This is a genomic window from Rhizobium sp. BK049, from assembly GCF_014193135.1.
Taxonomy (GTDB): Bacteria; Pseudomonadota; Alphaproteobacteria; order Rhizobiales; family Rhizobiaceae; genus Rhizobium.
In genome coordinates, this window is the sequence record NZ_JACHYV010000016.1 from 33,212 (window position 1) to 46,465 (window position 13,254).

A 13,254-nucleotide genomic window follows, 5' to 3' on the forward strand; every position below is an offset into this window, starting at 1 on the left:
TATTGCCTTTCGACGACAATTTTCCGCAGCACACCGCCACTATCAACCCCCGCGAGCACTAAGAGCAGAAGATGGGTAGAGTCAACGGGCCGGGGCATGGCGCATTTACACCGGGCGACTACGCGACGTACGGCGGAGTAACAAGTGTAGCACCAATGCTCCGCAGGGCAGTCGCGCTTTCTATCGGTCGACCCCCTATCCTCCGTCATTCCAGGCCTTGAGCCTGGAATCCAGCCGGAGCTCGACCCGGCAGCTCCGTCAGACGGCCATCAGGTCATGCCGATAACCATCACAGAAACTGACGCATGCGATCGAAAACTATCGTTTCTCTGGCGTGTGCGATCCGGCTAAGAGTGGTGCATCAGGAACCGCCCCCATGTCATCCAGCTTCTCCCTCATCCTGCGCGACAACAGGATCCGCATTCCCGCCGTGACGCTCGTCGCGCTTGCCTTTACCTATGCCTCCACCGTACCTTACCAGTCGATCATCGGCATCAACGAGCTGGACTTAAGCAACGGCGCCTATTCGGCGCTGGTGTTCTTCTCGGCGGTCGTCAACGTTGCGACGAGTCTGACGCTCGGCATCTGGTCGGACAGGCTGAAGGAGCGCCGGCCGCTGGTGCTGGGGCTTTCGGTCGCCGGCATGCTCGGCTTCGGGTCGATCGCGATCATTCACAGCCCGGCAATCTTTATCTTTTCGACGCTGCTGCTGGTGCCGATGAGCGGCTCCACCTATTCGCTGCTCTTCGCCAGCCTGCGCGCCAGGACCAACCAGATGGAGCGTGGCGAGGGCGCGGCGGTGACGGCGACGGTGCGGGCGCTGTTTTCCGGCTCTTGGGCGCTGGCGCCGGGGCTGATCGGCCTTTATCTCGTCAATTCGCCATCGATGACGCCGGCCTATGGCATCGCGGCACTCGCCAGTTGCACCTGCTTCTGCCTGTATTTCTTCTTCGCCCCCGGCAACGGCAGCGCCGGCCCTGCTGCCGATCCGGTGGGTTTCCTCGCTTCGCTGAAACGGATCTTCATGCCGAACGTGCTGATCCGCGTCGTCATCATGTCGCTGCTCTTCGCGTTGCAGCGGCTGAACGGCATGCTTCTGCCGCTGATCATCACACGTGCGGCGGGCGGAAACGTCGCCGATGTCGGTTTCATCGCCGGGCTGACGGCGCTTCTCGAAATGCCGTTCATGATGATGTGGGGCCTAGCGCAGCGGCGCTTCCGCACCGCGCATGTGCTGGCCTTCGGCGCGCTGATCTACTGCGCCTACCTGCTGCTGCTCGGATTTGCTTCCGCGCCCTGGCACATCTATGCGCTGCTGCTCGTCAATGCCTGCGGCGCGGCGGCAATCCTCAGCGTGCCGATCACCTATCTGCAGGACCTGATCGCCGACCGGCCGGGGCTCGGAACCTCGCTGCTCTCGCTCAATACCTTCATCGGCACCGGCATCGCCGCCGGGCTCTTCGCATTCGGCACATCGCTCACCGATTATTCCGGCACCGCCTTCGTCGGCGCCGGCGCGGGTCTCGCGGCGATCGGAGCGTTGCTCCATCTGGAAAGCAGCAGGCGGCAGGCGCGGCAGCCGGCCTGAGTGCGGCGCAGGGCACACGCCCGCTTCAATCGCCAAGGCTTACCGCGTCGTGATGCGGTAGGCGCAGCGGCGGGCGCCGGTGAGGATATGTTCGCTGCGCTCGACGTCGGCGCTGAGGACAGCGCGGAACGTTTCGAGTTCGGAGCGGCAGAAGCCGGCGCAGGCGGTGGCCGCCGCGCAGATCGGACAGTGATTTTCAACCAGCATGAAGGAGCCGTCCGCCTCCTGCCAGCTGTCGGCCATATAACCCTCGCGGGTGCGGATCGCAGCCAGGCCCTCGACACGCGCAGCCAGGTCGCCGGCGTTTTCGAGCTCGTGGCGATAGCGCTTCAGCGTCTCGGCCTCGCGGGCGGAGATGACGGTGTCGAGCGCTCCTGCCCCAAGCTGATCGCCGAGACAGGTGAAATTGAAAAGGCGCCTCGGCTTGGGGACGCCTTTTCACCACTGAATGATTTCCGGGTTCTCAGGCGACGTTGCGCTCTGGTTCCGGCTCCTGCTGGATGGCCTCCTGCTTGACGCCGAGATAGAGAACGGAGCCGCGGCCGATGCCATAGGTATCGCAGACGTCTGGCGTCAGGAAGTCGGTGACCGGAATCTGCTGGACCGCCAAACCGGCGCGCCGGATCACTTCGATGAAGCCGGACCTTGAGAAGATGCGCACATGGTCGTCCTGGCCGAAATGCGCCCAGCGGCCTTCCGGTGTCGTCACCTCGGGATTTTCATAGGTGTCTTCGATCGACAGGCAGATCGGCGCCATCAGGATAGCCACGCTGTCCTGCTTGAGAACACGCCTGATTTCTGCGGTGGCTCGTACTGGATCGTCGACATGTTCAAGCACATGAGAGCAAAGCACGAAGTCGAAGCTCTCATCGGCATATGGCAGGTTATGGATATCAGCCTTGTCGTCTGCCTCCGGCATATGCATGTCGCAGCTGCGGTAGAAGACATGCGGGTGGCTCTTGAGCCAGAAGCTCAAGGCCCGGCCCGGCGCAATGTCCAGGAAGCGCACCGCCTTTGCCTGGTCGAGCCGCTGGAACACCGGCGTCAGAAACAGCGCGTAGAGCCTGTCGCGATCGGTCGAATGACAATTGGGGCAGCTATAGGCCTGATGATTGATCGTCTCGAATTCATCGATGCGATAGGGAAAGCCGTGCTCAACCGCCTTGTCGATGTAATAGCGCGGAAGCGGTACGAAATGCGGGATTCTGCTGCGGCAGATGGGGCAGGCGTGGAATAGAGCCATTGTATTCCTCGTAGGGACCGTACAACGCGCAAGCAACGCCACATCATGATGCGCAGTTTCGGGGCCGGGTTTCGATCAGACAACTGTTCAACGACCCCAGAGACTCACAGACAGCCAAGGTCAGCTTCACCTTGCCCACGAATGCTGGCCCGAAGCTGACCTCAAACGGTGAGCATGACCTTGCCGACATGGCTGCCCTCTTCCAGCAGCCGGTGCGCCTCGACGACATCCTCGAAGGCGAACACCTTGTGGATGACGGGGGCGATCGTGCCCGCTTCGAGCAGCGGCCAGACCTCTGAGAGCAGATCGTCGCGGATGGCTCGTTTTTCCTCGGCCGTGCGCGGGCGCATGGTGGAGCCCGTGACCGTCAGACGCTTGACCATGATCGGCGAGAGATTGACCTTTTCGGCGACGGCCCCGCCGAGGAAGGCGATGATCGACAAGCAGCCGTCCTTGGCGAGCGAAGCGATGTTGCGCTCGAAATAGGCGGCGCCGATCATGTCGAGAATGATGTCGACGCCGTGGCCGGTCTCGGCCTTGATGACTTCGGCGAAATCCTCGCTCCGGTAGTTGATCGCGCGCCTGGCGCCGAGCCTTTCGCAGGCCTCGCATTTTTCCTTTGAGCCTGCCGTGGCGTAGACCTCGGCGCCGAAGGCGCGGGCAAGCTGGATCGCCGTCGTGCCGATACCGCTCGTGCCGCCATGGATCAGCACGCTTTCGCCTTCGGTCAGCCCGGCCATCTGGAAGAGATTGGCCCAGACAGTGAAGAAGGTTTCGGGAAGGGCCGCCGCCTTGACCGCATCATAGCCCTTGGGAAAGGGCAGAACCTGCCCTGCCGGCAGCAGGCAATATTCGGCATAGGCGCCGCCATTGGCAAGCCCGCAGACCTTGTCGCCGACCGCGTGACCTACGACACCCGGGCCGACGGCGACGATTTCGCCTGCCAGCTCCAGCCCGAGAATCGGGCTCGCATCCTTGGGTGGAGGATAGCTGCCCTGACGCTGGGCAATATCGGGACGGTTGACGCCGATCGCCTCGGCGCGCACGAGGACCTCGCCTTCGCCGGCCTTCGGCAGCGGACGCTTGCCGATCACCATCACATCAGGCCCGCCGAAGGACTTGAGATCGACGAAACGCATTTCCTGAGGCAGTGACATGGCGCGGCCCTCCTGATCCCGGAGGTTCGGAATAGATCAGCCCGGCCGGCTTGGGAAGGCTAGAAGCGGCAAGGGCGTCAATTCGCCTCGCCCAGGAAATGGAAGGCGAGGCCCTCCTCGCTCTCCTTGGCGGCCGACTTGATGACGGCAATTTCGGCGCTGACGCGGTTGATATCGTCGATGACGAGGCCTTCCGGCAGCTCGAGAACGCCGATCGAGCAGCGCATCAGCGGGAACAGGGCCTCGGCGCCGGTGCGGTCGTGGCCGAGGACGCGCCCGGCGGCGCGGTGCTCGTCGGAATAAAGATCGAGCACGTCGTCGTGGAAATCGCTGATCAGCCGGTCGAGGATCTCGGTCAGCTCCTCCTTGGTCCAGCCGACGACGCCGATGAAAAAATCGTCGCCGCCGACATGGCCGAGGAAATGGCGCTCGGCGAAGAAATAGCGGCGCATCAGCGCGGCAAACAGCGAGATCGCGTGGTCACCGAGATGGAAGCCGTAAGCGTCGTTGAAAGGCTTGAAATTGTCGAAGTCGCAATAGCAGAAATGCCGGACCTCATCGCCGTCGCGGCCGGACTGGCGCATGAAATCACGGATGGCGTGGTTGCCCGGCAGGCCAGTCAGAGGGTTCTGGTCCTGGGCAGTCTTCAGCTGTTTCTCATTGATGACCTTGATCAACGATGCGGCGGAAACGACCCCGGCATAACGCATATTGTCGGTCAGGATCAGGCAGTTGCTGCCTTCCATATTGGCGAAGATCGCCATCAGCTGTTCGGCATCACTGTCGAGGCCGACGATCGGCGCCATCTCGACGAAATGCGAAATCGAGCGCTCGTACATCTTGTTCTTCAGGAGGTCGCGGCCGAAAGGCTGATAAATATATTCCTTGAGGTGATGCTCATGGATAATGCCGCGCGGCTCGTCATTAGCGTTGAGGACGGGAAAAAAGGCCTGGCGCGGATTGCGGCGGAAAAGTTCGAAGACGCTGTCGATGCTGTCGTTTTCGTAGACCGTCGGCAAGAGCTCGATCTGCTTGCGGATGAGAATTTCGTCGAGCGACTGGCTGCCGCGCTTGCTCTTCCCGAGCTCCTGCAGATGCGGAAAGGATGGGGCCAGCTCCGACATATGCGTCGTCGGCCGGGAAATGAACCAGCCCTGGACGAGATCGACACCATATTCGCGGCAGGCGATGAATTCGGCTTCGGTCTCGATGCCTTCGGCGATGACGCGCGTTCCGAGCACGTGGGCGATGTTGACTATGCTCTTCAGCAGATGGCGCTTGCGCGGGCTGCGGTCGATCTCAGCTACGAAATGGCGGTCAATCTTCAGATAATCCACGGCATGATCGCAAAGCAGTTTCATCTCGCCGTGACCGACGCCGAAATCGTCGATCGCCAGCTTGAAGCCGGCCTTGCGCAGCGTGGAAACCAGGGCGGCGAATTCCGGCACGCTGGTATTGTCGAAACGTTCGGAGAATTCGAAACAGATGGAGGACGGCGGAATATTCGCGGTTCGCAAATGTTGCAGGAGGCTCTCGACCAGGCGCTCGCCATCGCGGATCAGCCGGACGTCGAGATTGAGGAACAGGGTCGAGGTGGAGAAATTCGACAACGTCGCGAACTTGGCGAGCGCACGGCTGGCGACCATCTGTTCGAGCTGCAGCAGCTGGCCGGTCCGATGCGCCTCGTCGAGAATGTCGGCCGGCGTGTCGTAGCCGATGCGTTCCTGGCCGCGCATAAGGGACTCGTAACCGAAAACCGTACCGGTGCCGGCTTCGACGATCGGCTGGAAGGCGTTCTCGACCACGAGCTTGGCAAGAGTTACCATCTGATCGCTCGCATAACGGCGGAGCACGCCCGGCTCGACGGCGCCAGCCAAGGATATTGCAGTGTTCATTGTGGGCCGATCTCCACTGCGACTTGTTCTTCTTGCTCAGAAACCTGCCGCAGAAGGATCAACGAACCCTTTCGCCAATATGAAAGTTTTGTGAAAGACGCGGATACCCGCCACGCTCCCGCGTGAATTCGAATTCCCGAGCACAATCAGGCGCTTGTTCAGGCGGAGCGACGGCGCTGCGCCTCGTGATCGGCGAACATGTCGGCGACGCATCTGCCGCCGGAGGCGACGCTCTCGTCGTCGAGGAGATCTGCCTTGATTTCGCCGAGCTTGCGGGCGGTATCCCAGAGGCGAAGCGCCTCGCGGACGACCTCACTGCTCGAGGCGTAACCACCCGTGTCGACGGCGGCACGGATGCCCGCTGCCTGTTGCGGAGAGAGGGAAACGGTGACCATCGGCATGAACTTCCTCCCTTTTTTTCTTCAGGCAGAACCCTGCCGTTGGGGGACGCATGACCATTTTCGGCATTCCCGGCGCTTCAAGCCGGCGCCTTGGTGCGTTCGCACAACCATCCGGCATGCCGGACGGTCCTAATCCGTAAAGTCTAATCCCCCGCCATTCCCTTGTCAAAAAAGAAAAGGTCCATCGCGGTTCAACTGCGCAAGCCAAGCCCAACGGCGATCATCGTCCACCCCTGGACCATCAGGTCGAAGGCTAGAAAAAGGCCAAGGATCCAGAGGCTGTTGACCGGCCAGCCCAGTGCGATGACAAAGCCGGCCAGCGCCGTCATGACGCCGCTTGCAGCGATCCAGCGCCAACCCTTGAGCGGTCGCATGCGCATCCCGACCCAGAGACGGAATATGCCGGCCACCAACAGCGCAATGGCAAGAAACAGGGTCAAGGCGGCCGAGGTGAAGATGGGATTGACGAAGGCGCAGATACCGGCAAGCACGTAAAGCACACCGCTCAAAGCCCAGAAGAGCACCTGATCCCAGCGGCGCAACTGAAAAGCGTGGACGAGATAGATGACGCCGCCGGCCAGCATGAGCATGCCGACATAAAAAACCGAGGCGACGGTCGCCATCAGCAAATTGCTGAGAGCGATGAGGCCGCAGATAAGAAGCAGAACCCCGAGGCCGAGGAACCATACCCATTTCGACCGCAGCGAGGATTCCGGCATTTCGTTGAAGACGCTGGTCATAGCACACCTCCTGATCACTTGAATATGTTGCCCCAGCTCTTCCGGAAAAGATGTGAGTCAAATCAATTCGCCGAAGATTTTTGTTGATTGATCAGTCAATCAAAAATACCATGGCACGGTTTTCAGAGGGTTGTCGTTTGCCGAAAGTCGGAATGGAGCCAGTGCGCCGCAAGGCGCTTGTCGATGCGGCGCTGCGGGTGATCGGCGATCACGGCTCGCTTGCCGTCACCATGTCCGACATCGCCCGCCAGGCCGGCGTCTCGCCTGCCCTCGCCCATCATTATTTCGGCAGCAAGGAACAATTGCTGATCGAGACGATCCGCTCGCTCCTGAGACAGTTGCGCAGCGATACGGTGGCAGCACTCAAGGCAGCGAAGACGCCGCGCGAACGGCTTTCGGCGGTGATCCGCGTCAGCTTCCACGCCGACCAGTTCGCGCCGGAGACGATTGCCGCCTGGCTTGCCTTTTACGCCGAAGCGCAGCGTTCCGAGGAGACGCGGCGCTTTCTGGTGATCTATGCCAGGCGGCTGCGCTCCAACCTGCTTGCCGATCTAAGGGCGCTGCTGCCGGCCGACGCCGCAGAACGCATCGCCGAGGGCGCAGCGGCGATGATCGACGGGCTCTATATCAGGCAGAGTCTGAAATCGGCACCGATCGGCATCGAAGCCTCGATCGCGCTGACGGAGGATTATCTGAACGCGCTTCTATCCACCACTTCCGCCAAGGACAAATGACATGAAAGCCCAGCCGAAATCCTCGCACTTCATCGACGGCGAATATGTCGAGGATACCGACGGCACCGTCATCGAGAGCCTCTACCCTGCCACCGGCGAGGTGATCGCCCGGCTGCATGCGGCAACGCCTGCGATCGTCGAGAAGGCGATTGCGGCGGCCAAGCGCGCCCAGCCGGAATGGGCGGCGATGAGCCCGATGGCACGCGGCCGCATCTTGAAGCGCGCGGCTGAGATCATGCGTGAGCGCAACCGCGAGCTTTCCGAACTGGAGACGCTCGATACCGGCAAGCCAATCCAGGAAACGATCGTTGCCGACCCGACCTCGGGCGCTGATGCCTTCGAATTTTTCGGCGGCGTCGCGCCGGCCGGCCTCAACGGCGCCCACATTCCGCTGGGGCAGGATTTTGCCTATACCAAGCGCGTTCCCCTCGGCGTCTGTGTGGGCATCGGCGCCTGGAACTATCCGCAGCAAATCGCCTGCTGGAAGGCTGCCCCGGCGCTTGTTTGCGGTAATGCCATGGTGTTCAAGCCCTCCGAAAACACGCCGCTCGGCGCCTTGAAGATTGCCGAAATCCTGCATGAGGCGGGGCTGCCGAAGGGCCTCTTCAACGTCATCCAGGGTGACCGCGACACCGGGCCGCTGCTCGTCAATCATCCCGACGTCGCCAAAGTGTCGCTGACCGGCTCGGTGCCGACCGGACGCAGGGTCGCGGCGGCAGCCGCCGGCCGCCTCAAGCACGTCACCATGGAGCTCGGCGGCAAGTCGCCGCTCATCGTCTTCGACGACGCCGACCTCGATTCGGCGGTCGGCGGGGCGATGCTCGGCAATTTCTATTCCACAGGCCAGGTCTGCTCGAACGGCACGCGCGTCTTCGTGCAGAAGGGCATCAAGGCTGAATTCCTCAAGCGGCTGAAGGCGCGCACTGAGGCGATGCTGATCGGTGATCCGTTGGACGAGGCGACGCAGATCGGCCCGATGGTCTCCTGGGCGCAGCGCGAGAAGGTGATCGCCTATATCGAGAAGGGCAAGGCCGAGGGCGCGACGCTTGTTGCCGGCGGCGGCATTCCGAACAATGTCTCGGGCGAGGGCTATTACGTGCAGCCGACCGTCTTTGCCGATGTCACCGACGATATGACCATCGCCCGAGAGGAGATCTTCGGGCCGGTCATGTCGGTGCTCGATTTCGACGGTGAGGAAGAGGTAATCGCACGCGCCAATGCCAGCGAATTCGGCCTCTCCGGCGGCGTCTTCACCGCCGACCTCACCCGCGCCCACCGCGTCGTCGACCGGCTGGAGGCCGGCACGCTGTGGATCAACACCTATAATCTCTGCCCGGTGGAAATCCCCTTCGGCGGCTCGAAACAATCGGGCTTCGGCCGTGAGAATTCTCTGGCGGCGCTGGAGCATTATTCCGAGCTGAAGACGGTTTACGTCGGCATGGGGCCGGTGGCGGCGCCTTATTGAGAAACATTTGCCTCCGCCCCTGCCCCTCACCCTAACCCTCTCCCCGTAAGAACGGGGAGAGGGGACGTGCCAAACGCAGCGTCAAGGTTGAGCGAAGCCGGTGCGGCATATCCCCTTCTCCCCGCAGGCGGGGAGAAGGTGCCGGCAGGCGGATGAGGGGCAGGCTCCAGGAAAAACAAGAAGCAGCCGGATGATGGCAGCTCAAGGGAAACAAATAGATGCAAGCAGATTTCGTCATCATCGGCTCGGGCTCGGCCGGTTCGGCGCTGGCCTACCGTCTCTCCGAAGACGGCAAGAACAGCGTTCTCGTCATCGAGGCCGGCGGCAGCGATTTCGGGCCGTTCATCCAGATGCCGGCAGCCCTTGCCTGGCCGATGAGCATGAAACGCTATAATTGGGGCTATCTCTCCGAGCCGGAGCCGAACCTCAACAACCGGCGCATCACCGCGCCGCGCGGCAAGGTGATCGGCGGCTCCTCCTCGATCAACGGCATGGTCTATGTGCGCGGCCATGCCGAAGACTTCAACCGATGGGAAGAACTTGGCGCCAGCGGCTGGGCCTATGCCGACGTTCTCCCCTATTTCAAGCGGATGGAACATTCGCACGGCGGCGAAGAGGGCTGGCGCGGCACGGACGGGCCGCTGCACGTGCAGCGCGGCGGCTTCACCAATCCGCTCTTCCGGGCCTTCGTCGAGGCCGGCAAACAGGCGGGCTTCGAGACGACGGAGGATTACAACGGCAGCAAGCAGGAAGGCTTCGGCCTGATGGAGCAGACCATCTTTGCCGGCCGCCGCTGGTCTGCCGCCAACGCCTATCTGAAGCCGGCGCTGAAGCGCCACAATGTGGGGATCGTCTATGGCCTAGCGAGCAAGATCGTCATCGAGAACGGGCGGGCGACCGGCGTGGAGATCGAACGCGGCGGCAGGACAGAGGTGGTGAAGGCCAACCGCGAGGTGATCGTCTCCGCCTCCTCCTTCAATTCGCCGAAGCTCCTGATGCTGTCCGGCATCGGCCCGGGCGAGCATCTGAAGGAAATGGGCATCGAGGTGAAGGCCGACCGTCCTGGTGTCGGCGCCAACCTGCAGGACCATATGGAATTCTATTTCCAGCAGGTCAGCACCAAGCCCGTGTCGCTCTATTCCTGGCTGCCCTGGTTCTGGCAGGGAGTGGCAGGCGCGCAATGGCTGCTCTCCAAGGGTGGGCTCGGCGCTTCCAACCAGTTCGAGGCCTGCGCCTTCCTGCGCTCGGCCCCCGGGCTGAAGCAGCCGGATATCCAATATCACTTCCTGCCGGTGGCGATCAGCTATGACGGCAAGGCGGCGGCCAAGAGCCACGGCTTCCAGGTGCATGTCGGCTACAATCTGTCGAAATCGCGCGGCAGCGTGACGCTGCGCTCACCCGATCCCAAGGCCGATCCGGTGCTGCGCTTCAACTATATGAGCCATCCGGAGGACTGGGAGAAATTCCGCCACTGCGTTCGGCTGACCCGCGAGATCTTCGGGCAGAAGGCCTTCGACGCCTATCGCGGCCCGGAGATCCAGCCGGGCGAAGAAGTGCAGAGCGACGATGAGATCGATGCCTTCCTGCGCGAACATCTGGAAAGCGCCTATCACCCCTGCGGCACCTGCAAGATGGGCGCCAAGGACGATCCGATGGCGGTGGTCGATCCGCAGACGCGGGTGATCGGCGTCGATGGCCTGCGGGTCGCCGACAGCTCGATCTTCCCGCACGTCACCTACGGCAACCTGAACGGCCCGTCGATCATGACCGGCGAGAAGGCGGCGGATCATATTCTCGGCAAACAGCCGCTGGCGCGCTCGAACCAGGAGCCGTGGGTCAACCCGCGGGCGGCGGTCAGCGACCGGTGATATTTGGGGTGAACATCTATCGTCACAACGACAGAAATACGGATGCCGGAATCAGAAACCGCTCACTCAGCGCGCGCGCTTGCCGAACATTGATCTGTCGCTTGCCGCTCAATATCTCAGACACGACGGACTGAGCCCCCACTTCCGGCAGATCTGACTGGGCAAGGCTCCGCTCCTCCATGACATAGCGGAGTGCATCGGCGCCGGTCACTGGAGGCATTGGGCGGTTTTGCTCGTCATAGGCCTCAACGAGATCCGCCATGCGAGACGCGAGCAACGCCAAGGGATGATCCTCGTCGTCGCCCACTTCAGCAAGAATCTCGTCAAGTTGCTTCACGAGATGATCATACTCAGCTTCACTGGCCGGCATGGCAAGAAGAGGAGCCACATGCATCCAGTGCTCGCTTACCCGTTCTACAAGTGCGCTCATCGCCCTAACCCTTCCATGCTCCCTTGTCGTACTCGGCATGATCCATGATCCGCTGAATATAGACCTTCCTGAATTTGTAATGTACGACCGCGATCAAGCGCAGCTTATTGCCGCCGATGTCGAACACGTGGTGCTGCCCGACTTTATCCGTTGCCGGAAACAGTGACTTCATATCGGCGAAGTCTGTCGGCTCCGACGACTTCATCAGTCGATACCAAGTATCCAGGGCATTGGCCGCATGAGGCCATCGATCCTTCGCCTCCCAGATCTTTTTCTGCGTGATGACGTGCATGAACTCGAAAGCGCGTATCGCATTTTGCTATGACTGCAATCTAGCGCAACCATCTAATTATCGCAAGTTGCTATGAGGAGATCGAAGACCTGCGGGCGGGCTTTTTGCCTCAGAGGAAACCGATCCACCGGCCAGCAAGCACGGCAGCGATCCAGACCGTGGCCGACAATGCCGCAGAGAAGCGCAGGCGGGGCCGGATGATGCCTGACGACACCGCCGTTTTCCAGCCTCGCCCGAAATGCACGATCGACAGGTTGAGAACACCTAGGGTGATCAGGCACAGCTTGGTAAGGAAGGCGGGATTGGCGGCATATTCGACCGCTCGTACGCTGAAGAGGCAGAAACCGGTGAGGATGGCCCCGACGAGGCCGATGCCGGCGGCGCGCGACAGGAACGGGGCGAGGATTTCCACCGGCGCCTTTCGGAAGAAGCCGGCGAGCCTCAGATCAAGCGGCAGAATGGCGCCGACGAGCAGGCCGATTGCCAGGATATGAGCGGCATTGACAAGCATGTAGAGCGTTCCGGAGCGCCGGAGGGCGACCGCAGGCGTCGTCGCCGACACCCATTCGAGAATCTCGATCACAGCCTGGTTCGCCCGGAAATCAGTTCGTCCGGATGCGGTCGGGATAGATATCGTAGCGCTTCTCGCCGATGGTGATGCGAACTGCCTTTAGCCGCTTTTCTTTCTGATCCTGGGAACGGTTTCCGAGCGCCACGACCTGATCGCCGGGCTTGGCGACGCCTTCGACGAAGCCTGAGCGTTCGGTCTGCCGTGGATTGCCGAGTTCGACGCGCCAGACGCCGTCATCGGCGGTAGCGATATCGAGCGTCGGATGCGGCCAGCCCATCGATATTCTCTCGATGGTGCCGCGCAGCTCGATCTGGTCCGCCTCGGCCCACGACCAGCCGTGATGGGCGGCAGCACCCGTGGCAAAAACCGCCACGAGCATTGCCACGGCAACTACCCGCTTTACTGAAATTATCGGCATGATGGTTCTCCCTACCCGAATGGGCAAGCAGGTGGAGCATGCCGGCGGCGAGAAAAGGTATTTCACCAAATCTTGAAGAAAGAGGTGGTTCCCTTCCGGCAAACCGGTTTAGGAAGGGTCGGCTTCGCCAGGCTTGCGGATCTGGCGCAGCACTCCTTTGCCGGCATGGCCGCTTCCGGGCAATGGGGTTTTCTGCTGCCGCTTCTCATCACGCCGCTCGGCTTCATGCGCCGCTCGCCGCATCGTCTTCGCCATCGAGGAAATGAGCCGGACCTATGAGTCCCGTGCGAACGGGATGGTGTTGACGGCCGTCATCCTTTCGGGCCTTGCCGCCCTCGGGCTTGCCGGCAGCTACAATTATTCGGAATTATGTAGCAAATGCCACCAGCCGGTGATCGTGCGCGGTGACCGCTTGCGCGGCCAACAGCGGTCATGGGTAGTTTCACCATGCA

The 13,254-nt window shown here is 61.7% G+C and carries 12 protein-coding genes and 3 pseudogenes; 5 read left to right on the forward strand and 10 right to left on the reverse strand.

Annotation, left to right across the window (positions count from 1 at the left end):
* Nucleotides 1–376: 376 nt before the first annotated feature.
* Nucleotides 377–1,588, forward strand: coding sequence for an MFS transporter (locus tag FHT70_RS17545; protein ID WP_097601537.1), 1,212 nt, complete (start codon nt 377–379; stop codon nt 1,586–1,588).
* 39 nt (nt 1,589–1,627) lie between these two features.
* Here FHT70_RS17545 and FHT70_RS17550 read toward each other — a convergent pair.
* The 6 genes and pseudogenes from FHT70_RS17550 to FHT70_RS17575 form a co-directional block, all read right to left on the reverse strand.
* A pseudogene (locus FHT70_RS17550) lies at nt 1,628–1,978 on the reverse strand (MarR family transcriptional regulator); the annotation flags it as partial.
* A 73-nt stretch (nt 1,979–2,051) separates the two neighbouring features.
* Entirely contained in the window at nt 2,052–2,831 is a 780-nt protein-coding gene (locus FHT70_RS17555; protein WP_097601536.1) for a class I SAM-dependent methyltransferase, read from the reverse strand.
* Nucleotides 2,832–2,992: 161 nt separating this feature from the next.
* Complete coding sequence (locus tag FHT70_RS17560; RefSeq protein ID WP_097601535.1) at nt 2,993–3,988, reverse strand: NAD(P)H-quinone oxidoreductase; 996 nt, start codon at nt 3,986–3,988, stop codon at nt 2,993–2,995.
* Nucleotides 3,989–4,065: 77 nt separating this feature from the next.
* Nucleotides 4,066–5,923 (reverse strand): annotated as a pseudogene (locus tag FHT70_RS17565) (EAL domain-containing protein).
* A 118-nt stretch (nt 5,924–6,041) separates the two neighbouring features.
* The gene (locus FHT70_RS17570; RefSeq protein ID WP_064801122.1) at nt 6,042–6,284 is read right to left on the reverse strand and encodes a type II toxin-antitoxin system ParD family antitoxin; all 243 of its coding nucleotides are present in this window, start codon (nt 6,282–6,284) and stop codon (nt 6,042–6,044) included.
* Nucleotides 6,285–6,475: 191 nt separating this feature from the next.
* Nucleotides 6,476–7,024, reverse strand: coding sequence for an HdeD family acid-resistance protein (locus tag FHT70_RS17575; RefSeq protein WP_085777365.1), 549 nt, complete (start codon nt 7,022–7,024; stop codon nt 6,476–6,478).
* 152 nt (nt 7,025–7,176) lie between these two features.
* Between FHT70_RS17575 and betI the strand changes: the two genes are divergently transcribed.
* From betI to betA, 3 genes are all read left to right on the forward strand, one after another.
* Nucleotides 7,177–7,758, forward strand: coding sequence for a transcriptional regulator BetI (gene betI, locus FHT70_RS17580; protein WP_245421402.1), 582 nt, complete (start codon nt 7,177–7,179; stop codon nt 7,756–7,758).
* 1 nt (nt 7,759) lies between these two features.
* Nucleotides 7,760–9,223: a betaine-aldehyde dehydrogenase gene (gene betB, locus FHT70_RS17585; protein ID WP_097601532.1), complete on the forward strand. Its 1,464-nt coding sequence runs from the start codon at nt 7,760–7,762 to the stop codon at nt 9,221–9,223.
* 218 nt (nt 9,224–9,441) lie between these two features.
* Complete coding sequence (gene betA / locus FHT70_RS17590) at nt 9,442–11,091, forward strand: choline dehydrogenase (RefSeq protein ID WP_097601531.1); 1,650 nt, start codon at nt 9,442–9,444, stop codon at nt 11,089–11,091.
* A 22-nt stretch (nt 11,092–11,113) separates the two neighbouring features.
* On the opposite strand, the gene FHT70_RS17595 is transcribed toward betA, so the two are convergent.
* The 4 genes from FHT70_RS17595 to FHT70_RS17610 all read right to left on the reverse strand — a co-directional run bounded on the left by FHT70_RS17595 (nt 11,114) and on the right by FHT70_RS17610 (nt 12,802).
* The gene (locus FHT70_RS17595; protein WP_097601530.1) at nt 11,114–11,521 is read right to left on the reverse strand and encodes a transcriptional regulator; all 408 of its coding nucleotides are present in this window, start codon (nt 11,519–11,521) and stop codon (nt 11,114–11,116) included.
* 4 nt (nt 11,522–11,525) lie between these two features.
* Nucleotides 11,526–11,813, reverse strand: a complete 288-nt coding sequence (locus tag FHT70_RS17600) for a type II toxin-antitoxin system HigB family toxin (RefSeq protein ID WP_183703451.1) — start codon at nt 11,811–11,813, stop codon at nt 11,526–11,528.
* Nucleotides 11,814–11,922: 109 nt separating this feature from the next.
* On the reverse strand, nt 11,923–12,396 hold the full coding sequence (locus FHT70_RS17605) for a DUF6644 family protein (protein ID WP_183703454.1): 474 nt from the start codon (nt 12,394–12,396) through the stop codon (nt 11,923–11,925).
* Between the two features lie 19 nt (nt 12,397–12,415).
* On the reverse strand, nt 12,416–12,802 hold the full coding sequence (locus FHT70_RS17610; RefSeq protein ID WP_097601527.1) for a DUF6152 family protein: 387 nt from the start codon (nt 12,800–12,802) through the stop codon (nt 12,416–12,418).
* A 105-nt stretch (nt 12,803–12,907) separates the two neighbouring features.
* On the opposite strand from FHT70_RS17610, the pseudogene FHT70_RS30365 reads away from it, so the two are divergent.
* Nucleotides 12,908–13,163, forward strand: a pseudogene (locus FHT70_RS30365) (hypothetical protein); the annotation flags it as partial.
* Nucleotides 13,164–13,254 lie beyond the last annotated feature (91 nt).

Coding starts and splice junctions, on each gene's coding strand:
- FHT70_RS17545 (WP_097601537.1), top strand. CDS start 377: ATGTCATCCAGCTTCTCCCTCATCCTGCGCGACAACAGGATCCGCATT.
- FHT70_RS17555 (WP_097601536.1), bottom strand. CDS start 2,831: ATGGCTCTATTCCACGCCTGCCCCATCTGCCGCAGCAGAATCCCGCAT.
- FHT70_RS17560 (WP_097601535.1), bottom strand. CDS start 3,988: ATGTCACTGCCTCAGGAAATGCGTTTCGTCGATCTCAAGTCCTTCGGC.
- FHT70_RS17570 (WP_064801122.1), bottom strand. CDS start 6,284: ATGCCGATGGTCACCGTTTCCCTCTCTCCGCAACAGGCAGCGGGCATC.
- FHT70_RS17575 (WP_085777365.1), bottom strand. CDS start 7,024: ATGACCAGCGTCTTCAACGAAATGCCGGAATCCTCGCTGCGGTCGAAA.
- betI (WP_245421402.1), top strand. CDS start 7,177: ATGGAGCCAGTGCGCCGCAAGGCGCTTGTCGATGCGGCGCTGCGGGTG.
- betB (WP_097601532.1), top strand. CDS start 7,760: ATGAAAGCCCAGCCGAAATCCTCGCACTTCATCGACGGCGAATATGTC.
- betA (WP_097601531.1), top strand. CDS start 9,442: ATGCAAGCAGATTTCGTCATCATCGGCTCGGGCTCGGCCGGTTCGGCG.
- FHT70_RS17595 (WP_097601530.1), bottom strand. CDS start 11,521: ATGAGCGCACTTGTAGAACGGGTAAGCGAGCACTGGATGCATGTGGCT.
- FHT70_RS17600 (WP_183703451.1), bottom strand. CDS start 11,813: ATGCACGTCATCACGCAGAAAAAGATCTGGGAGGCGAAGGATCGATGG.
- FHT70_RS17610 (WP_097601527.1), bottom strand. CDS start 12,802: ATGCCGATAATTTCAGTAAAGCGGGTAGTTGCCGTGGCAATGCTCGTG.